Source organism: Modicisalibacter xianhensis (assembly GCF_900113605.1).
GTDB classification, from domain to species: Bacteria; Pseudomonadota; Gammaproteobacteria; order Pseudomonadales; family Halomonadaceae; genus Modicisalibacter; species Modicisalibacter xianhensis.
In genome coordinates, this window is the sequence record NZ_FOPY01000007.1 from 86,895 (window position 1) to 107,787 (window position 20,893).

General features: G+C 61.9%; 17 protein-coding genes and 2 pseudogenes. 14 read left to right on the top strand and 5 right to left on the bottom strand.

What is annotated here, in order from left to right; genetic code table 11:
• The first annotated feature begins 54 nt into the window (after positions 1-54).
• The 9 genes from rsfS (at position 55) to lipB (ending at position 8,393) form a co-directional block, all read left to right on the top strand.
• Positions 55-417: a ribosome silencing factor gene (gene rsfS, locus BM194_RS09750; protein WP_092846188.1), complete on the top strand. Its 363-nt coding sequence runs from the start codon at positions 55-57 to the stop codon at positions 415-417.
• Positions 414-881 (top strand): 23S rRNA (pseudouridine(1915)-N(3))-methyltransferase RlmH, encoded by a 468-nt coding sequence (gene rlmH / locus BM194_RS09755; protein WP_092846190.1) that lies wholly within the window; start codon positions 414-416, stop codon positions 879-881. Before rsfS ends, rlmH begins: the two co-directional genes overlap by 4 nt.
• 57 nt (positions 882-938) lie before the next feature.
• Positions 939-2,834 carry a penicillin-binding protein 2 gene (gene mrdA, locus BM194_RS09760; RefSeq protein ID WP_092846192.1) on the top strand — a complete coding sequence of 632 codons (1,896 nt, stop codon included), beginning with the start codon at positions 939-941 and terminating at the stop codon, positions 2,832-2,834.
• Positions 2,821-3,966, top strand: coding sequence for a rod shape-determining protein RodA (gene rodA, locus BM194_RS09765; protein WP_092846194.1), 1,146 nt, complete (start codon positions 2,821-2,823; stop codon positions 3,964-3,966). Before mrdA ends, rodA begins: the two co-directional genes overlap by 14 nt.
• Positions 3,967-4,039: 73 nt before the next feature.
• On the top strand, positions 4,040-5,071 hold the full coding sequence (gene mltB / locus BM194_RS09770) for a lytic murein transglycosylase B (protein WP_092846196.1): 1,032 nt from the start codon (positions 4,040-4,042) through the stop codon (positions 5,069-5,071).
• Entirely contained in the window at positions 5,068-6,090 is a 1,023-nt protein-coding gene (locus tag BM194_RS09775; RefSeq protein WP_092846198.1) for a septal ring lytic transglycosylase RlpA family protein, read from the top strand. The genes mltB and BM194_RS09775 overlap by 4 nt, the downstream gene beginning before the upstream one ends.
• Before the next feature lie 42 nt (positions 6,091-6,132).
• Positions 6,133-7,326 carry a D-alanyl-D-alanine carboxypeptidase family protein gene (locus BM194_RS09780; RefSeq protein WP_092846200.1) on the top strand — a complete coding sequence of 398 codons (1,194 nt, stop codon included), beginning with the start codon at positions 6,133-6,135 and terminating at the stop codon, positions 7,324-7,326.
• Positions 7,327-7,419: 93 nt separating this feature from the next.
• Positions 7,420-7,731 (top strand): HP0495 family protein, encoded by a 312-nt coding sequence (locus BM194_RS09785; RefSeq protein WP_092846202.1) that lies wholly within the window; start codon positions 7,420-7,422, stop codon positions 7,729-7,731.
• A complete protein-coding gene (gene lipB, locus BM194_RS09790) occupies positions 7,731-8,393 on the top strand; it encodes a lipoyl(octanoyl) transferase LipB (protein ID WP_092846204.1) in 663 nt (220 codons plus the stop codon). Before BM194_RS09785 ends, lipB begins: the two co-directional genes overlap by 1 nt.
• A 79-nt stretch (positions 8,394-8,472) precedes the next feature.
• Here the strand turns inward: lipB and lipA are convergent, their stop codons facing one another.
• Positions 8,473-9,525, bottom strand: coding sequence for a lipoyl synthase (gene lipA, locus BM194_RS09795; RefSeq protein ID WP_092846206.1), 1,053 nt, complete (start codon positions 9,523-9,525; stop codon positions 8,473-8,475).
• 187 nt (positions 9,526-9,712) lie between these two features.
• Positions 9,713-10,699: a LysR family transcriptional regulator gene (locus BM194_RS09800; protein WP_092846208.1), complete on the bottom strand. Its 987-nt coding sequence runs from the start codon at positions 10,697-10,699 to the stop codon at positions 9,713-9,715.
• Between the two features lie 171 nt (positions 10,700-10,870).
• Here BM194_RS09800 and BM194_RS09805 point away from each other — a divergent pair, with 171 nt between their 5' ends.
• The 3 genes from BM194_RS09805 to BM194_RS09815 all read left to right on the top strand — a co-directional run bounded on the left by BM194_RS09805 (position 10,871) and on the right by BM194_RS09815 (position 14,938).
• A complete protein-coding gene (locus BM194_RS09805; RefSeq protein ID WP_092846210.1) occupies positions 10,871-12,286 on the top strand; it encodes an acetyl-CoA carboxylase biotin carboxylase subunit in 1,416 nt (471 codons plus the stop codon).
• A gap of 9 nt (positions 12,287-12,295) precedes the next feature.
• Positions 12,296-14,113 (top strand): sodium-extruding oxaloacetate decarboxylase subunit alpha, encoded by a 1,818-nt coding sequence (gene oadA, locus BM194_RS09810; protein WP_092846212.1) that lies wholly within the window; start codon positions 12,296-12,298, stop codon positions 14,111-14,113.
• A 168-nt stretch (positions 14,114-14,281) separates the two neighbouring features.
• Positions 14,282-14,938, top strand: a complete 657-nt coding sequence (locus BM194_RS09815; RefSeq protein WP_092846214.1) for a tellurite resistance TerB family protein — start codon at positions 14,282-14,284, stop codon at positions 14,936-14,938.
• A 122-nt stretch (positions 14,939-15,060) separates the two neighbouring features.
• On the opposite strand, the pseudogene BM194_RS09820 reads toward BM194_RS09815, so the two are convergent.
• Positions 15,061-15,795 (bottom strand): annotated as a pseudogene (locus BM194_RS09820) (ammonium transporter); the annotation flags it as partial.
• A 333-nt stretch (positions 15,796-16,128) separates the two neighbouring features.
• Between BM194_RS09820 and BM194_RS09825 the strand changes: the two are divergent.
• A complete protein-coding gene (locus tag BM194_RS09825; protein WP_092846216.1) occupies positions 16,129-18,558 on the top strand; it encodes a DUF3141 domain-containing protein in 2,430 nt (809 codons plus the stop codon).
• Positions 18,559-18,616: 58 nt separating this feature from the next.
• Here BM194_RS09825 and BM194_RS09830 read toward each other — a convergent pair whose 3' ends face one another.
• A complete protein-coding gene (locus BM194_RS09830; RefSeq protein ID WP_092846218.1) occupies positions 18,617-19,096 on the bottom strand; it encodes a methylglyoxal synthase in 480 nt (159 codons plus the stop codon).
• Complete coding sequence (pyk, locus tag BM194_RS09835) at positions 19,093-20,559, bottom strand: pyruvate kinase (protein WP_092846220.1); 1,467 nt, start codon at positions 20,557-20,559, stop codon at positions 19,093-19,095. Before pyk ends, BM194_RS09830 begins: the two co-directional genes overlap by 4 nt.
• 17 nt (positions 20,560-20,576) lie before the next feature.
• Here pyk and BM194_RS21125 point away from each other — a divergent pair.
• Positions 20,577-20,648, top strand: a pseudogene (locus BM194_RS21125) (KxYKxGKxW signal peptide domain-containing protein); the annotation flags it as partial.
• Between the last annotated feature and the right edge of the window lie 245 nt (positions 20,649-20,893).

Here is a 20,893-nt window from a genome sequence, read left to right on the forward strand (position 1 = left end):
GGTCAAGGCGCCGGACATCGCACCGTGTTGCCGTCAGTCATTCATGAGGAGCTAATGCACATCGAATCGCTCAAGACCTTGGCGGTAGATGCCCTTGAGGAACTCAAGGGACAGGATATCGCCGAACTCGACGTGTCGAGCTTGACCAGTGTCACCGACACCATGCTGGTCGCCAGTGGTACATCGACGCGTCATGTGGCCGCACTGGCCGACAACGTAGTGGAAAAGGCCAAGGACGCCGGTGTGCGTCCACTGGGTGTCGAGGGGCATGCCGGGGCAGACTGGGTGCTCATCGACCTGGGAGATGTGGTGGTTCATGTCATGATGCCGGACGCCCGTCGTCTCTACGACCTCGAGCGTCTCTGGGCCGACCTGCCCAGCGATGTCGAGGAGGAGGGACGCGGGGGGCGAGCGTGAAGGTCCGCCTGCTCGCCGTTGGTAACCGTATGCCCGCCTGGGTCGAGCAGGGTGTCGAGGAGTATCGCAAGCGGCTGCCGCGCGATTTTGCGCTGGAAATCGTTGAGATAGCGCCTGGGGCGCGGGGCAAGAACGCTGATGTGGCCCGCGCCGTGGCTCAGGAAGGCCAGCGCATGCGCGAGCGCTTGCGGGGCAATGAACGCCTCGTTGCCCTCGAGGTCCAAGGCCAGGCCTGGAGTACCGAGCGGCTGGCTCGGGAGGCCGACCACTGGCGTCACGACGGGGGCGATGTCGCCCTGCTGGTCGGCGGGCCGGATGGCCTCGAGCCCGGTCTATCGGCCAGTGCGCACCAGCATTGGTCGCTGTCGCCCCTGACCCTGCCTCATCCGTTGGTGAGACTGTTGGTGGCCGAGCAGCTGTATCGTGCCTGGACACTCCTGGTAGGGCACCCCTATCACCGTTGAAGCTGTGGAATAATCCCGTTCCTTTCTTAAAGCACGAGTCAGAGATGTTCTTCCTGCATGCGTAAACGTCGCGAGACCCTGAAGGACACAGAGCAGGAAGTTCGCGTCTTTCGTAACCGTTCACTGCTGGCCGCCCTGGTGGTGGTGTTGATGACTGGTGGCCTGGTCGCACGCCTGGTCTATCTCCAGGTGGTCCAGCATGACATCTACATTACCCGCTCGGACAAGAACCGCGTGCGTGTCGAGCCGTTGCCGCCGACGCGTGGTCTGCTGTTGGACCGTAATGGCATGTTGCTGGCCGAGAACCGGCCGACATACAACCTGACCATCGTGCCCGAGCGGGTCGACGATCTGGAGGAAACGTTGGGATTGCTGGTGGATATCCTCGGGTTGCCCGAGGATCAGGCGAGGGTGTTCAAGGAGCGTTCACGCCAGCGCCAGCGCCCGTTCCAGCCGGCCCTGTTGATGAGCGAGCTCAACGAGAAGCAGATCGCCAAGCTCGCCATCAATCGCTACCGCTTGCCGGGGATCGAGGTCGAAGCGCAGTTGCTGCGCTATTACCCCGACACCGACATCATGTCGCATGTCATCGGCTACGTGGGACGAATCAACGCCGAGGAACTGGCCTCCCTGGACAAGGGGGACTATGCGGGAACGCACTTCATCGGCAAGACCGGTGTCGAGAAAGAGTACGAGGCGGTGCTGCATGGCGAGGCGGGCCTGCGCAAGGTCGAGACCAATGCCCGCGGACGTGTCCTGAGGGAATTGGGACGTACCGATCCCGAGCCTGGCAAGGATATCGTGCTGACCATCGACAAGCGTCTGCAGAAGCTGGCCTATCAACTGCTCGACGGCCGGCGGGGGTCGATCGTTGCCATCGAGCCGGCGACTGGCGAGATCCTGGCCATGGTGTCGTCGCCTGGTTTCGATTCCAACCTGTTCGTCACCGGAATCAGTTACAAGGACTACCGGGGGCTGCAGAACGACCCCGACCTGCCACTCTACAACCGGGCGATTCGCGGACAGTATCCACCTGCCTCGACGGTCAAGCCCTACATGGCGTTAGCGGGACTCGAGAATGGCGTCATCACGCCCAAGGAGACTGTCTACGACCCCGGCTACTACAAGCTGCCGGGATTCGAGCGGCGCTACCACAACTGGTTGCGTTGGGGACACGGCCGTGTCGATATGCATCGTGCCATCGTGGTTTCCAATGACACTTATTTCTACAACCTGGCGCATGACCTGGGCATTGATCGCCTGGCCGAGTTCATGCACCGCTTCGGCTTCGGCGAGGAGACCAGTGCCGACGTCTATGGCGCCGCCAGCGGGTTGATGCCGTCGAGCGAGTGGAAGCGCGAGCGTCACGGCCAGGTCTGGTTCCCTGGCGAAACCCTGTCGGTGGGTATCGGTCAGGGCTACTGGCTAGCGACCCCGCTGCAGATGGCCACGGCGATGTCGGTGCTGGCCAATCGTGGCGAGTGGGTCACCCCGCATCTGGCCAAGCGTGTCGACGGCGAGACGATCACCCCGCCCAAGCTCAAGGAGGATATCGAGCTTTCCAATGAGCGCTGGTGGAACCTGATCGATAGTGCCTTGGAAGATGTCATGACCGGTAGCGAAGGAACGGCGCGCCGTTCCGGGCAGGATTTGGCCTATCGCATGGCCGGCAAGTCAGGGACCGCCCAGGTCTTCACGCTTTCCAATGATGAACGCTATAACGCAGCCGAGCTCGAGGAGCGTCTGCATGACCATGCGTTGTTTACCGCGTTTGCCCCTATCGAAAATCCGCAGATCGCCCTCGCCGTGATCATCGAGAACGCTGGCGGGGGCAGTAGCCATGCTGCGCCACTGGCACGCCAGATTCTGGATGCCTGGTTATTGCCCGATGACGAGCGGCTTGACGAGGCCGGTGCAGCCACCGAGGAGCACGAGATTCATGAAACCGAATGAGTCGGCCCTGCTCCAGGCCAGCCGCGGCCGAGCTATCAAGCGACGCCGCAGCGTATGGGAGCGTATCCACATCGATCCCTGGTTGCTGGGCTTGCTGCTGGTGCTGCTGGCGAGCGGCCTGGTGGTGCTGTACAGCGCCAGCGGACAGCGCCTGGCCGTGGTCGAGGGGCAGGTGATGCGCTTCGGCGTGGCGCTTTCTGCGATGGTCGTGCTGGCGCAACTGTCCCCGATCACGTTATATCGCTGGTCATTGCCGTTATACCTGGCCGGCCTGGCCATGCTGGTAGCCGTCGAAATCATGGGTGATATCGGCATGGGCGCCCAGCGCTGGCTGGTGATTCCCGGGGTGGTGCGATTCCAGCCGTCGGAACTCATGAAGCTGGCCATGCCGATGATGGTCGCTGCCTACCTTCATCGCCGGCCATTGCCGCCAGGGCTCAAGGACATTCTGATCTGTGCAGTGATCTTGGCTGTGCCGGTGGTATTGATCGCCAAGCAGCCGGATCTGGGAACCTCGTTGCTGGTGGCCAGCGCAGCCGTGTTCGTGCTGCTGATGGCCGGGCTCTCCTGGCGTTTGATTGGTTGCCTTGCCGTGCTGGCGGCTGCCGCGTTGCCGCTGCTGTGGTTGAACATGCACGCCTATCAGCGTCAGCGCGTGCTGACCTTCCTCAACCCGGAAAGCGACCCGTTGGGGGCGGGCTGGAACATCATCCAGTCGACAACGGCGATAGGTAGCGGCGGCATCGGCGGCAAGGGCTGGACCCAGGGCACCCAGTCGCAGCTGGAATTTCTGCCCGAGCGGCATACCGACTTCATCGTCGCGGTGCTGGGTGAGGAGTTCGGCCTGGTCGGCATGTTGCTGATCCTGGTCCTGTATCTGATGATCGTGATGCGCGGACTGATCATCGCCAATCGTGCCCAGGACACCTACGGTCGCTTGGTGGCGGGTAGCATCACGCTGACGTTTTTCATTTACCTGTTCGTTAACGTAGGCATGGTCAGCGGCATTCTGCCGGTCGTGGGCGTGCCGCTTCCCCTGGTCAGTTTCGGGGGGACCTCCAGCGTGACCTTGCTGGCCGGTTTCGGTATTCTCATGTCGATTCATAGCCACCGTCGCCTGCTGCCACGTTAGCCGGCTTAGCACGGCGCTCGCGGCTACGGCATCAGAGAGAGCGAATGCGCATTTTCAGGGGAGTCGCAAGACGATGAGGGAAGCCTTTGGTCAGGCAAAGCGGGCCCTTGCCACGCTGCTGTCGGGTAGCCTGCTGCTGGTCATGCCAGCCAATGCTGCCGAAAATTTCGACCCGGCCAGTCATGAGGGTGCACGCGCCCTGGTCGACGAGCTGGCTTCCCAGGGAGTGGATCGCGATTGGCTGACACTGGCCCTGACACGTGCCGAGTACCGTCCGGCGGTACTCGAGGCCATGTCGGGAGCAGCCGAGCGTCGTCTGCGCTGGGATGAGTACCGCAATATCTTCATCAAGCCCGAGCGTATCGAGGCCGGAGTGAACTTCATCGAAGCCCACCGTGACGCCTTCGAACGTGCCGAAGCCCAGTATGGCGTTCCTCCGGAAATCATTGCCGCCATCATCGGCGTGGAGACCTTCTACGGGCGGCATACCGGCACGCACCGCGTGATCGATTCGCTGGCCACGCTGGCCTTCCATCATCCACGTCGCGGCGACTTCTTCCGTGGTGAACTCGCTGCGTTTCTGGAAATCACCAACGAACAGCAGGTGGACCCGCTGACGCTTGATGGCTCCTACGCCGGGGCCATGGGGTATCCCCAGTTCATCCCGACCAGCTATCAAGCCTATGCCGTGGACTTCGACGACGATGGCATGCGCGACCTGTGGCACAACCCGGTCGACGCCATCGGTAGCGTCGGCAATTACTTCGCCCGTCATGGCTGGACACCTGGTGCCCCGGTGATCAGCGATGCCACAGGGCCGGCGACGCCGCCTGGCGGGATCACTTTCAACCGTACCGACAAGCCCTATGCCTCGCTCGCCTCGCTGGCCGAGCAAGGCATCGAACCGGCCGATGGAGCTTCGGCGTCAGGCGACGAGACGCAGGTCATTCCCGTGATGCTGGATTTCGCCGACGACAAGGTGGCCTATCGTCTAGGGCATCACAACTTCTATGTCATCACCCGTTACAACCATAGTCACCTCTATGCCATGGCGGTCAACACCCTGGCCGAGCGTATCCGTGAAGTCATGGAGGCAGAAGCATGATGACGCGCTGGCTCGGGCCGGTCATGGTCGTGGCGCTGCTGGCCGGATGTGCCGGTGGAGGCGGCAGCTACCAGGCCGGGCAGGGGGGCGAAGCGAAAAGTGGCGGTGGCCGTTATGCCATGGACAGCGATGCCTACCCCGATCTGCCACCCGATGTCTCCAACGTGCCGGACGCCGTGCCCCGCGTCGAGCCACTGGCCAGGAGCGGCAACCGCCCGACCTATGAGGTCTGGGGCAAGACATATCATGTGCTGCCCAACGCCGAGGGGTACCAGAAGAGCGGCAGGGCCTCATGGTACGGAGAGAAGTTCCACGGCTACGCCACGGCGAGTGGCGAGATCTACGACATGTACAAGATGTCGGCGGCGCACCGTTCATTGCCGTTGCCGACCTATGCTCGTGTAACCAATGTCGACAATGACCGCTCGGTGATCGTCAAGGTCAATGATCGTGGCCCGTTCCACGACGACCGACTCATCGATCTGTCCTATGCTGCCGCCGCTCGCCTGGGTATCCTGCGTAATGGCACCGGTAGCGTGCGTGTCGAGGCCATCGACCCCGTGGCGTGGCAGGCCAGGCAGCAAAAAGGTCCGCAGGGGACGACGCCCAGTACGCCGGCGCTAGCCCAGGCGGCGGCACCGACCGCGCCGGCGCCATCAAAGGGGGCTGAAGCCGCTCGCAGTCCCGGCGCGTCACCGTCCAGTGGGTCCGCTGGCGGTAACGGTGCCTCGCCAAATGCCGGCGCCTCTGCATCATCCCCTCAGGCAGACACCCCGAGTCCTGCCTCCGGCCAGCAAGTCTACCTGCAGGTCGCCGCCCTTGGCTCGGCAGCCAATGCCCAGGCCCTGCGCGACCGTTTGCAGAACGAACTGGACAGCCCGGTGCGCGTCGACAGCGACGAGCGACTGCATCGAGTCCAGGTCGGCCCGGTTCGAGATCCTCTCGAAATCGAGGCATTACGCAGTGAACTGCGTCGCGTAGGATACGCGCAATCCTTTACCATTACTTCCAGCGACTGAGCTGATCATCATCGTTCATCGACCCGAACCACGAGAAACCTCATGAGATTGCCTGCTTTACCGTCACTATCCTGGCGTCTGCTTCCTGCCGTGGTCACGGCTTGCGTCCTGCTCATCCAGCCTGTCCAGGCTCAGCAGGCTACGCTTCCGGACACCATGATCCCTTCGCCACCGGCCCTGAACGCCACATCATGGATACTGATGGACGCCAACAGTGGCGAGATCCTCGTCGAGCATGATGCCGATCAGCCCCTGCCGCCGGCCAGCCTGACCAAGATGATGACCGCCTACCTGGTCGAGCACGAGATCGATGCCGGCAACATCGCTCCCGATGACATGGTCAACATCAGCGAGAATGCCTGGCGCACCGGTGGCTCCCGCATGTTCGTGCGCGAGGGGACCCAGGTTCCCGTGGCCGACCTGCTCAAGGGCGTGGTCATCCAGTCGGGCAATGATGCGAGCGTGGCCCTGGCTGAGCATATTGCCGGTGGCGAATCCTCGTTTGCCGACCTGATGAACCAGCAGGCACAGCGAATGGGCATGGACAACACCCATTTCGTCAACGCCACCGGGCTGCCGCACGAGAATCACTATGCGTCGGCTCATGACCTGGCCATCCTGGCCAAGCACATCATCCAGGACTTTCCGGGGCATTATCAGATCTATTCCGAGAAGTACTTTACCTACAATGACATTCGCCAGCCCAACCGCAACCGCCTGCTATGGCGCGACCCGTCGGTCGACGGGCTGAAGACCGGTCACACTGAAGAGGCCGGTTACTGCCTGGTGGCTTCGGCCAAGAAAGGCGACATGCGCTTGATTGCCGTGGTGATGGGCACCAACTCCGACGAGGCCCGTGCTCAGGAGACCCAGAAACTGCTGAGCTACGGTTTTCGTTTCTTCGAGACGTTCAAGCTTTACGACCAAGGTGCGGTACTCAACGAGCCGCGTGTCTGGGGCGGGAGCAAGGACAATGTCCGTGTTGGCGTCGGCGAGGCGCTCTATCTGACCGTGCCCCAGGGCAAGCGTGACCAGATGACGGCCCAGCTCAACATCCAGGAAACCATCAATGCTCCGGTTCAGGCTGGCGAGCAGTTGGGGACCCTGCAGATCAGCCTGGGAGATGAAGTTGTCAGGGAGCAGTCGCTCATCGCTCTTGAAGCAGTGGAAGAGGGAGGGCTCTTCAAGCGGCTCTGGGACATGGTGTTGAAGTTCTTCACTGGCCTGTTCAACTGAGGCGCCAAGGCCAGCGGTGAACCACCGCTGGCCTTGGTAACAGAGGCATAGGTTGAGTAGAATACTCGGAAATGCCTTTCGTCGAGTGATCCTATGACCGACAAGTCGCTGCGGGACCTCCGCACGTCGGGCTCGTCAACGGCGCCACAAGCGCCCAAGGTCGAGTTTCCCTGTGATTATCCCATCAAGATTGTGGGCGATGCCGCTCACGACTTCCAAAGTGTTGTCATCGAGGTGGTCGAAGCGCATGCCCCCGGCTTCGACCGTCAGAGCGTGAGTGTCGTTGACAGCCGCAATGGCAAATTCCAGTCGGTACGTGTCACCATCACTGCCACCGGTAACGAGCAGCTGCGTGCCCTGTTTGCCTCGCTCAAGGCGACCGGCCGCGTTCACATGGTGCTGTGATGGCCAGCGAAGGCGGCTTGGCGCCGATTCAGGTGCATTGTCTGGGGCGCCGGCCCTATCTGCCCGTCTGGCAGGCGATGCGCGAGCTCACCGATACCCGTGACGCCGATACGCCGGACCAGTTCTGGCTCGTGGAGCATGACCCGGTCTTTACCCAAGGGCAGGCAGGCAAGCCCGAGCACCTGCTGATGCCCGGCGATATACCGGTGGTCGCCACCGATCGTGGCGGACAGGTAACTTACCATGGGCCGGGCCAGGTGGTGCTCTATCCGCTGCTCGACGTTCGTCGGGCGCGTCTGGGGGTGCGCGATCTGGTCACTGCGCTGGAGCAGGCAGTGATTGCTTTGCTGGCGGCACATGGGGTGGTGGCGTATGCTCGTCCCGATGCGCCCGGTGTTTACGTGGAAGACGCCAAGATCGCCTCGCTCGGGCTGCGTATCCGGCGTGGAGCCAGCTTCCATGGTGTGGCCCTGAATGTCGATGGTGACCTGTCACCTTTCTCGCGGATCAACCCCTGTGGCTATGCCGGCATGGCAATGACGCGGCTCGCCGATCTGACAGGTGACTGTCCGGGTACTGACGTTGTGTCGCTGCAACTGGCGGAATGTCTGGCTCGGCAACTGGGAAGAGAGCTCGTTCGGACCGAGTTGGCCGACGCCTGATCTCATTGTATCTCTGCACAACAAGCCCCCCAGTAGCATGCTGCCACTGGGGGGCTTGTTGTGCGGTCGGTATTCGAGCTTAGCCGACGTTGACGGCTGCGATACGGTTCGGGTCGGTCTCCTGGCCAGGCACCTTGGCAGGCGCGGCCAGACCGAGATTGTTCTTCTCGAACACTCGGTCGGCCCGGTAGCTGGAACGAACCAATGGACCGGACGGCACCTCCATGAAGCCTTTTTCCAGGCCCAGGACGCGATAGCGTTCGAATTCGTCTGGCGTCACCCAGCGTTCGACCGGCAGGTGATTGCGTGTGGGCTGCAGGTACTGTCCCAGCGTGACGATGTCCACACCAATGGCGCGCAGGTCGTCGAATGTCTGCAGTATCTCTTCCTCGGTCTCGCCGAGCCCCAGCATCAGGCTGGTCTTGGTGATGATCTCGGGGCGGTGCCGCTTGGCATGGGCCAGCACATCGAGTGTCTTGCGATAGCCGGCTCGCGGGTCTCGGACGCGCTGGGTCAGGCGCTCCACGGTCTCGACGTTCTGGGCGAAGACCTCGAGTCCCGAATCGACAACGCACTCGATGGCACTGGGCACTCCGTCGAAATCCGGTGTCAGTGCTTCCACCGCGACCTCGGGGGTGCGTGCCTTGATGGCGCGAATGCAGTCGGCATAGTGGCTGGCGCCGCCATCTGGCAGGTCGTCACGGTCAACCGAGGTGAGCACCACGTAGCGCAGCCCCATCAACTCCACCGACTTGGCCGTGTTCGCCGGTTCCTCGGCATCCAGCCAACCCTTCGGGTTGCCGGTATCGACGGCACAGAAGCGGCAGGCCCGGGTGCAGACCGAACCCATCAGCATGATAGTGGCGGTGCCGTTGCTCCAGCACTCGCCCATGTTCGGGCAATGCGACTCGGCACAGACGGTGCTGAGCCTATGCTCGGCCACGTTCCGCTTCACGGCGTCGAAGCGCTCGCCTCCGGGAATCTGCGCGCGCAGCCACTGGGGCTTGCGGCCGTTGACGCCACCCGTTTCGGCCTGGCTGCGCACTTTCATGCCATCCTTGATGGCGGCGATGCCATGGTCATTGCGGTACTTTTCACCGCTGGTGACGCGTTTGGAAGGGGTGTCGCTCATAGCTGTGAGCCTCTCTGCTCGCCGGGCGATGACGCCGGTACTGCGCTACCTCGGGTCCACCGGGAGCGCGTCGATCGGCGTTTCAAGATAGCCTGGCACGTCGAATGATGCGTGGATCTCTGTCGATAAAATACCACAGGAACCCCGGTGCTTGACAGATGACCACGCGGTACCGCGATGCTGCCGGTCAGTGGTCGGCCATCGGCAGACAGACGAAACTCGGCCCGGGGGCAGGCTCCAGAGGGGCCTTGAAATGAGCGTTGAGTTCGGGAAGCAGTTCGCGCACGAAACGCAGGAACAACTCGGTCACTGGGGTGGGGTAGCGGTCCTTGGGGTAGACGGTGCACCACGAGCGCTTGAGCGGGAAGCCGGGGAGATGCGGCGAGGCCAGCAGGCCGGAAGCCAGCTCCAGTTGCACGGCCAGGCGCGGAAGCACGGCCACGCCGAGATGTGCCATGACCCCTTGCTTGATGGCTTCGTTGGTGCCCAGCTCGATGGTATGTGCCAGCGATACACGCTCGCGAGCGACGAACTCCTCGAAGGCGGTGCGCGTTCCCGAGCCGGGCTCGCGCATCAGTACGTAGTGGCGCGCAAAATCCTCCAGCGACGCGGATTCCGCGGTAAGCAGGGGGTGGCCCGGCCACACGATGGGGATCATCTCGTTGTCGAGAATGGGCATGAAAGCCAGGTTGGCGTCGTCGGGAACCATGCCCATGATGACCAGGTCGTCGCGGCGTTCGGCAAGGCGTTCCAGCGCTTGTCCGCGGTTGCAGACGCGAAGTCGAATCTGCACTTCGGGATAGCGCGCCCGGAAGCGCGCCAGGATATGCGGCACCACATACTGGGCGGTGGAGACGGCTGCCAGGTTGAGCTCACCGCGGATGGTCCCGGCCAGTTCGGACAATTCCATCTGCAGGCTGGAGACCTGGCCAAAGATCGACTGCACCGAGGCCGCCAGGGCATCGGCTGCCGGCAGGACATGCAGTGTCTTGCCAGCATACTTGAACAGGGGCTGTTCCAGCGCCTGTTCCAGCTGGCGTATCTGTGCACTGACGGCCGGCTGTGTCAGGCCGAGTTGCTCTGCCGCGCGCGAGTACGACTGCTGTCGATACACTGCCTGGAATACCTGCAATTGGCGAAAGGTCAGCCGGTTGAGCAGATGGGGTCGAGACATAGTTACCCGCCTAGGTATAAGCCACACCTTATAGGTTGGCAAAAAAATATCAATTTTTCTATTGGTGTATCGCCGGGTAGCGTTAGTGGCACACCTAGCGCGGTCATGGCGAGGGCCTATGTCGCCCAGTCTTTCCCATGCCCGTTATCGACGCAACCCTGGAGGCAGCCCGTGTTCCAGAAACTGCTGATCGCCAATCGCGGCGAAATTGCGGTGCGTATCGTGCGTGCCTGCGCCGAGATGGGCATACGCTCCGTGGCCATTTATACCGAGCCGGATCGCTTCGCCCTGCACGTCAAGCGTGCCGACGAGGCCCACTTCGTGGGCGATGATCCGCTGGCCGGCTATCTCGATCCGCGGCGCATCGTCGACTTGGCCCGCGAGACCGGCTGTGACGCCATTCATCCCGGTTACGGTTTTCTCTCCGAAAACGCCGACTTTGCCCGGATCTGCAGCGATGCCGGTATCGCCTTTGTGGGACCCGATGCCTCGGTAATCGCCAGGATGGGCGACAAGACCGCAGCACGCAGTGCCATGCAGGCGGCCGGGGTGCCGGTCACACCGGGCTCGAAAGGCAATCTGAACGATTGCGACGAGGCGCTGGCGCTGGCCGAGCGCGTCGGCTACCCGGTCATGCTCAAGGCAACGTCCGGTGGTGGCGGCCGCGGCATTCGCCGCTGCGATACACCCGACCAGTTGCGTCAGGCCTGGGATCGCGTGATTTCCGAGGCGACCAAGGCCTTCGGTAATGCCGCCGTGTTCATGGAGAAGTGTGTTGTCGAACCTCTGCATATCGAGGTGCAGGTCCTCGCGGACCGCCATGGCAACGTCATCCATCTCTTCGAGCGAGATTGCTCGATCCAGCGTCGCAACCAGAAGCTGATCGAAATCGCCCCGAGCCCTCAACTCACCCCTGAACAGCGTGCCTATGTCGGTGAGCTGGCAGTGCGTGCCGCCGAAGCGGTCGGCTACGAGAATGCCGGTACCGTGGAGTTTCTCGTCAAGGGCAACGAGATCTACTTCATGGAGATGAACACCCGGGTTCAAGTGGAGCATACCATCACCGAGACCATCACGGGGGTGGATATCGTCCGCGAACAGATTCGTATTGCCGCCGGCAAGAAACTGGCCTTCCGTCAGGAAGACATTCGCCACCATGGCTTCTCGATCCAGTTTCGCATCAATGCCGAAGATCCCAAGAACGACTTTCTGCCCTCGTTCGGGCGCGTTACCCGCTACTACGCTCCGGGGGGGCCAGGCGTACGCATCGATACGGCCATCTATACCGGTTACACCATTCCGCCCTACTTCGATTCGATGTGCCTCAAGCTGATCGTCTGGGGGTTGACCTGGGAGGAGACGTTGAATCGCGGGATCCGGGCGCTTAACGACATGCGCCTGCAAGGGGTCAAGACCACGGCGCCCTATTACCAGGAGATCCTGCGTCATCCCGAGTTCCGTAGCGGGACCTTCGATACCGGCTTCGTGCTGGCCCATCCCGAGCTGCTCAACTACTCGGTAAAACGCAACCCTGAAGAGTTGGCCCTGGCCATTGCTGCCGCCATCGCTGCCCACGCCGGACTATAAGGAGCTTCCATGCAACACAGTCAACCTTCACGGGTCCATGTGACCGATGTGGTTCTGCGCGACGGTCATCAGTCACTGATCGCCACCCGGCTGCGTACCGAGGACATGCTGCCGATCTGCGCCAAGCTCGATGCCATCGGTTATCACTCGCTGGAAGTCTGGGGCGGGGCAACCTTCGATGCCTGCGTGCGCTTCCTCAAGGAGGACCCATGGGTACGCCTGCGCGAGCTCAAGGAGGCGCTGCCCAACACGCCGCTGCAGATGCTGGTGCGTGGACAGAACCTGCTTGGCTACCGTCACTATGCCGACGATGTGGTGGAGCGCTTCATTGCCAAGTCCGCCGATAACGGCATCGACATCTTCCGCGTCTTCGATGCGCTCAACGACCTGCGCAATCTGGAAACGGCAATGCGGGCGGTCAAGGCCAGCGGCAAGCATGCCCAGGGGACCCTGTGCTACACGGTGAGTCCGGTACATACGCTGGACATGTTTGTCGATCAGGCACGGCAGCTCGTGGACATGGGCGCCGATTCGATCGCCATCAAGGACATGGCCGGCCTGTTGACGCCCTATGCTACCGGTGAACTGGTCGCGACCCTGACGGAAGCAGTCAATGTCCCGGTCCACCTTCATGCGCATGCCACCTCGGGGCTGTCTGCACTGTGCCATCTCAAGGCCGTCGAAGCGGGCTGTCGACATATCGACACCTGCATTTCCGCCTTTGCCGGCGGTACCAGTCATCCGTCGACCGAGTCGATGGTTGCCGCTTATGCCGATACCGACTATGACACCGGGCTGGATCTCGAGGCGCTCAAGGAGATTGGTGACTACTTCCGTGAAGTACGCAAGAAGTATGCGGCCTTCGAGAGCGAATTCACCCGTGAGGACGTTTCGGTCCAGATCAATCAGGTGCCGGGCGGCATGATGTCCAACCTGGCCAACCAGTTGCGGGAGCAGAATGCCCTGTCGCAGATTCGTGAGGTCTTCAACGAGATTCCCCGGGTTCGCGCTGATCTGGGCTATCCACCGCTGGTGACGCCGACATCCCAGATCGTCGGAACCCAGGCGGTCATGAATGTACTCACCGGCGAGCGCTACAAGGCCATTACCAATGAGGTCAAGCGCTATCTGCAAGGGGGGTATGGCAAACCACCGGCCGAGGTGGATGAAAGTGTCCGTCGTCGTGCCATCGGCAACGCACCTGTCGAGGAAGGGCGCCCCGCCGATCGTCTGTCGCCGGAAATGCAGCGTTTGAGCGCGGATATCGGTGAACTGGCGGATGGGGAAGAGGACGTGCTCACTTTCGCCATGTTCCCCGAATTGGGGCGTGAGTTCCTGCAGCAGCGTCGCGATGGCACGCTGAGCCCCGAGCCGTTACCGAGCATGCCCGAAAGCAGCAGCCGCCCGGTGACCGAGGGTACGCCTACCGAGTTCATCATCGATGTGCATGGCGAATCCTATGAGGTCCAGATTACCGGGGTCGGCAGCAGCAAGGGCGGCAAGCGTCAGGTTTACCTGACCCTCGATGGCATGCCTGAAGAAGTGGTCTTCGAAGCCAAGGATGCCTATGTCGGTGGCGCCGTCTCGGGGCGCGCCCAAGCCACGGCGGCCGGACACGTCACTACCTCCATGCCCGGCAATATTGTCGATGTGCTGGTGTCGGTAGGTGACAGCGTCAAGGCCGGGCAGGCCGTGCTGATCACCGAGGCGATGAAGATGGAGACTGAGGTTCAGGCGCGCGTCAACGGTACCGTGCAGGCCATTCACGTGGCCAAGGGAGACCGGGTGACGCCCGGCGAGGTGCTGGTCGAGATTGAGGAAGCCTGAAGTCGTCCAGGCGCGTCATGTTTTCTCTCGTTGCTTGCCCGGCCTTGAGCCGGGCTTTTTTCGGTCGCCTGACGCTGGGGCCCAACGAGCAATCGCGTCCTGGGTTTTTTCGTTTTTGCTGCCATTGCCTATGCTGTCTGAAGCATTTCAGGTCAGGAGAAGGGACGAATGAACGCCAAGGGCATGCTCGAGGAATTGATGAAGCAGGCAAGTCACGGTGCCAGCCAGGCCAAGCATGGCGGTGCCGATATCGGCAGGCTTCTCAGCAGTAATGTGCTGGGCTTGCTGGTAGGCACCAAGCGCGGACGCAAGATGAGTGGCAAGGCGCTCAAGTACGGTGTCATTGCAGGAGTGGGCATGCTGGCCTGGAAGGCCTGGCAGCAGCGACAGGCAAAACGGTCTCAGGCGACCGCCTACGAGGCGGCGGTCGAGGACGAGCCGCCATTCGAGCGCCTGCAGGACGAAGTCGCCAAGGAGCAGCGCGGCCAGATGATTCTGCGTGCGATGATTGCTGCGGCGTGCGCCGATGGCCATCTCGACGATATCGAACGGACCCAGTTGGGCGAACAGATCGAGGCCATGGGTGCCGATGCCGAGCTGCGTGCCTGGGCGGCTCAGCAGATGCTGGCGCCACCGAGTGTGACCGAACTTGCCGGTGAGGCGGATTCCGGACAGGCGGCACGCGAGATGTATCTGGCCAGCGCTGCCATCATCGACGACCAGAATCCCGCCGAACGGGCATGGCTCGATGAGTTTGCCGCTGCGCTGAAGCTGGACGCTGACGTGGTCAGGGAACTTGAGCTGCAGGCAGCGGCAGTGACCTGATTGCCGTTGTGTCAGGACTCGCTGCGTGGGGTGGCGTTGATCTTGTGCAGTGCCAGGTCGGCGCCTTCATATTCCTGTTCTTTATCCAGGCGGATGCCGACCACAGCCTTGAGGCCGCCGTAAATCATGGCACCGGCGAGCATGGCCATCAATGAGTTGACGGCAACCAGCCCACTGATGCCGTCTACCGTCTGGGCCGACATCACGTTGAAGCCGAACTAGCCAACGGTCAGCGTCCAGGCGCCCAGCGCCAGGAATGGGATGCTCGATGGCGGATGTGCGGCCACGGCTCCCTGGCGTGGGTAACGTCCCCGACGCGCCCCGAGCAGCAGCACGGCCACCAGTGCCAGCCAGCCGCCAAAGCCGTGCACGACCATCGAGCCGGCGAAATCGTGAAACGGCTGCCCGAACGTGGCCTCGAGCCAGGCCTGGATGGCGAAATTGCCGTTCCAGACCATCCCTTCGTAGAGCGGGTAGGCCAGTGCCACGATCAACAGGGTAGCGGTGAATTGCGGGTAAAACCGGGCACGCTCGGCTATGCCTCCCGAGATGATGGCCGGAATGGCGGCAGCGAAGGTCAACAGAAAGAAGAATTTGACCAGGCCGTAGCCATTATCCACCGATAGGGCGGCGGCATTATCGAAGAAGCCAATGCCATAGGCCAGCGTATAGCCGATCGTGAAATAGGCAACGGTCGAGGCAGCAAAATCGGTGATGATCTTGACCAGGGCATTGACTTGGTTCTTGCTGCGTACCGTGCCCACCTCCAAGAAAGCGAACCCTGCATGCATGGCCAGGACCATGCATGCGCCGAGCAGGAGGAACAGCACATCGGTGCTGGACGGGGTGTAAGTCATGTCGTCTTTTATGTCTCTTCAGTGTCTCGTCACTCTGCGCGCAAGCAGCGCTGCAGGATTCCCAGGCAAGGTATGCACTTTTTGTGCCATAGATAACTTTTTTATTAATCAATGCCTTGCCGGTCTCTTGTTTGGTTATGGTGCGTGGCAGGCCAGTTGTTGGTGCACTCAGCGTACTCGAGTTAACCATTTTGGTGCGCAGGGCCTGGTGTGCTGCCCTGTTCTTGTTCACTAACCGCCCGGGGCGATGCTGACGAAATCATCGCTGCAAAATTGGTGTGATAGCGTTACTCTTATCTTGCAGTGCAGCAATCATCCTTATGGAGTCGTGCCATGTTTCCCGTTTTTGCCTCGTTCGCTGAAGCTACCGGCGCATTCTGGGACCCGCTGGGCGCAGGGCGTGCTGCGATGAGTTACTGGCGGGACGCCTGCGAGCGCAGTGTGCTCTATCTGGACGTCATGCGTCAGCGCGGCAACCAGTATCTGGAGCATATGGAGCAGACCAAGCCCAATGTGCTGGGGTTCGATACCGAAGTGCTGATGGATGGACGCCAGTTACCGAATCCGGTCAATTACGAGCTGATGCGCATCATTCCTCCGGCGGGCATCGATATCGACGAGAGCATGCGTCCGTTCGTGGTCGTCGACCCGCGAGCCGGTCATGGGCCAGGGATCGGGGGGTTCAAGCCCGACAGCGAGATCGGGGTGGCGCTACGGGCCGGCCATCCCTGTTATTTCATCGGCTTCCTGCCGTTCCCCGTGCCGGGGCAGACCGTGGAGGATGTCGTCGAAGCCGAAGTGGAGTTCCTCAAGCACGTCATCGAGCGCCACCCAGAAACGGTCGAGAAGCCCATGGTGGTGGGTAACTGTCAGGCAGGCTGGCAGCTCATGATGGCGGCGGCGCTGGAGCCGGCGTGCTTCGGTCCGATACTGATAGCCGGCGCACCGCTGTCGTACTGGGCAGGAGAGCGTGGAAAGGCGCCGATGCGCTATTCGGGCGGTCTACTGGGGGGAAGCTGGGTGACGGCACTGGCGGGTGACCTCGGTCACGGTCACTTCGATGGCGCCTGGCTGGTCCAGAATTTCGAAAAGCTGAATCCGGCGAATACGCTATGGACCAAGCAATACCGGCTCTATGCCAATGTCGACACCGAGGCTCAGCGCTACCTGCAGTTCGAGCGCTGGTGGGGTGGCCATGTGGTGCTCAATGCCGAAGAGATCCAGTACATCGTCGACAACCTGTTCATTGGCAATCGCCTCAGCACCGCTCAGCTAATGACCCGGGACGGCCGGCGGATCGATCTGCGCAACGTACGTTCGCCGATCGTGGTGTTCTGCTCCAAGGGGGACGATATCACCCCGCCCCCGCAGGCGCTGGGCTGGGTCGAGGACCTCTACGATAGTGTCGATGACATCATCGCCAACGAACAGACCATCGTCTATTGCGTCCATGACACTACCGGGCATCTCGGGATCTTCGTGTCGGGCAGTGTGTCCCGCAAGGAGCATGCCGAGTTCACGGCCAACATGGACTACATCGATATCCTGCCGCCTGGCCTCTACGAAACCCAGGTGACCGAGAAGCCGGCCTCGGCAGCGAATCCCGATCTCGTCGATGGCGATTACTTGCTCGAGTTCAGCCCGCGCAATCTCGATGACATCGACGGAATCGTCAGGAATCTGCCGGAAGATGAGCGACGCTTCGCCACGGTAGCGCGTATCTCCGACATCAACCTGGGACTGTATCGTCGATACTGGCAGCCCTGGTTACAGGCGGTGATGACCCCCGAGGCGGCTCGCTGGATTCGTCGCATGCATCCGATTCGCCTGGGGTACAAATTGTTGTCGGATCGCAATCCGCTGACTGTGCCCCTGCCCGTGATGGCCGAGGGCATCAGGGCCAACCGGCATGCCGTCGAGGCCGGCAATCCGTTTCGTGTTGCCGAGGGCATGCTCTCGGACCAGATCGAGCGTAGCCTGGAAGGCTATCGTGAAGTGCGTGACTCCCTCTCGGAGAGGCTGTTCATGCAAATATACGGTCAGCCATGGCTGCAGATCATGGCGGGGCTAGGGGCATCCGAGGCGCGAGTCTTGCCCAACCCAGGCGCGCAGCCCGAGCATCGTCGTTTCATTTCCCAGCGGAAACAAGAAGTGCATGCCTCGATAGAGCGGGGCAACAGCCATCATGCAGTGATGCGTGCATTGATCTTCGTGCTGGGCGGGGCGCCGACCACCGACGAACGCAATTTCCAGAGCCTGAAGGCGACCCGCGCCGAAGTCGAGCCGAATATCGATTTGACCAGTTTCAAGGCGCTGGTCCGCGATCAGTTCTTCATTCTCAAGCACGATAGTCATGCGGCGCTCGAGGCGCTGCCCGTGCTGTTGGCCGGGGAAAGTGCCGAGGCCATCGATGGTCACTTTGCGCACATCGAGCAGGTCGTATCGGCACGGGGAACGCTGGACGAAAAGAGCCAGTCGCGCCTGATGTTGGTCAGAAAGCTGTTCGACAAGGCCAAGCCCCAGGCCAAAGAAGAAAAGGGCACGTCAGGTAGTGGCGGGTCCGCCGAGCCAAAGGCGTTACAGGAAACTGCGCCTGAAAGCAGAGCGGCGGAGCAGGGTGAGCCAACCGCGGCCGCCACGCAAAGCGAGCGCCAGGCTGAACCGCCGACAGCCTCGAAAGAGACAGCAAAGCCAGAACACCGAACGCCATCGCAGCGTCGCAAAAAAAGAAGAACGCCGCCATCGGGGTCTTCCTCATCTTGAGCATGAGGCACCATGAAAAACGCCGCCCTCGGGCGGCGTTGTCATTACTGTGCAGTTGTCACGGCTGGGTACGTGCCGCCACCCAATCACCCGCGTCGGGAATGGCCATGCGGTATTCCTCGGCGAGGTAGGGCGAGCTGATCAGGAAATCTGCGCTGGCCGCATTGCAGGCCACCGGGATGTTCCACAGCGCTGCCAGGCGCAGCAAGGCCTTCACATCCGGATCGTGGGGCATGGGTGCGAAGGGGTCCCAGAAGAATACCAGCAGGTCCAGGCGCTGTTCGGTGATGCGCGCACCGATCTGCTGATCGCCACCCAATGGGCCGCTCATCAGGCCTTCCACGGTCAGGCCCAGGGCTTGCGCGACACGCCTGGCGGTCGTTCCCGTACCGACCAGGTCATGCTGGCCCAAGGTGTTCCGCCAGCGATCAACCCATTCCAGCAGCTCATCCTTCTTGCCATCGTGAGCGATCAGGGCAATGCGCTTGCGTTTCGGCAGTGTGCGGTGGGCTTGTCGCGTGGGCCGCTGCTCGCTCATGACACGTCATCCACTCTGATGATCTTCATGGTGTTGGTACCACCATGGGCATTCATGTGATCGCCCCGGGTCAGGATGATGTGATCGCCCGGCTCGGCGATACCGCGTTCGACCAGCAATTCGATGGCGTGCTGGTTGAGTTCCAGCGGTGTCATGTCACTGGTATCGAAGGGCAGCGAGACCACGCCACGATACAGCGCCATGCGCCGCTGGGCGGCGGGGCTGTGCGCCAGGCCGACGATGGGCAGCCCGGAGCGGATGCGCGAGGCAATCAGCGGGGTGTAGCCAGTGGACGTCATGCAGGCGATGGCTGCCACGCCGTCGAGATGGTTGGCGGCATACATGGCTGACAGTGCCACAGTCTCGTCGATGCGCGTGAAGTCCTCGTGGATGCGATGCTTCGACTCCTGGATGCTGCGTTCACGCTCGGCGCCCAAGCACAGCCTGACCATAGCTTCGACGGTTTCCACCGGATAGTCGCCGGCAGCGGTCTCGGCGGACAGCATCACTGCGTCGGTGCCATCGAGAACGGCATTGGCGACGTCGAACACTTCGGCCCGGGTCGGCAAGGGGGCGTTGATCATCGACTCCATCATCTGGGTGGCCGTGATCACCGCACGATTGAGGCTGCGGGCGCGCTGGATGATGCGCTTCTGTACGCCGATCAACTGGGCATCGCCGATTTCCACACCCAGGTCGCCACGCGCGACCATCACGGCCTCGGAAGCGCGGATGATGTCATCGAGGGTCTGCTCATCGGAAACGGCCTCGGCGCGCTCGATCTTGGCTACCAGGCCGATATGCTTGCCGGCCTCGCCGAGCAGTTCGCGGGCCAGTTGCATGTCGGCTGCAGTGCGCGGGAAGGAGACCGCAAGATAGTCGACACCAATGTCGATGGCGGTCTTGAGGTCCTCGCGGTCCTTGTCGGTGAGCGCCGCGGCGGACAGGCCGCCACCTTGCTTGTTGATGCCCTTGTTATTGGACAGCTTGCCGCCGACACGCACTGTCGTATGGACCCGCGGCGGATCGACGCGATCGACCACCAGTTCGAGACGTCCGTCGTCGAGCAGCAGGACATCGCCAGCCTTGACGTCGTCGGCCAGCGCCTTGTAGTCGCAGCCGACCTGGGTGACGTCACCAGCATCGCGGTCGAGCGAGACATCGAGGATGAACTGCTGGTCCTCGGCAAGGGTGACCGCGCCCTCGGCGAAACGGGCAATACGAATCTTGGGTCCTTGCAGATCACCCAGCGCGGCGATGGTCTTGCCGTGACGCTCGGCAGCCTCGCGCACGGCTTCCAGGCGGCGGCGGTGGTCGTCGGGGCTGCCGTGGGAAAAGTTCAGGCGCACCACGTCGACCCCGGCCTGTATCAGCTCGTCGAGGACGCCATCGCGGTCACTGGCGGGGCCCAGGGTGGCGACGATCTTGGTGCGACGGATGGGGGCATGTACAGGGCCGTGCATGAGGGACTCCTTGTTGCCTATATAAAAGTGGGCAGCGTTGGCTCATGGCGTGTTCGACTACCCGTTATTGTCGTACAGAATTCATGTAGTCAATTTACTACATGATACAGCATGCAGGTGGCCTGCGGAAAACGACTTCCCAATTCAAGGCTCAGCGTTCATGGACGATGTAACAACACGGTGAAAAGACAAGGCTATCCAGACATTGCACATGGCATGGCCTTGCATGGTGATGTCAGGCACGTCTAGTGTCACTGAGAGCCCGTACTCACCCAGGCGACTGCCATACCCTGTCATCGCCCAGTGCCTCGCGAGGCCATCGCCGAGGCGACAA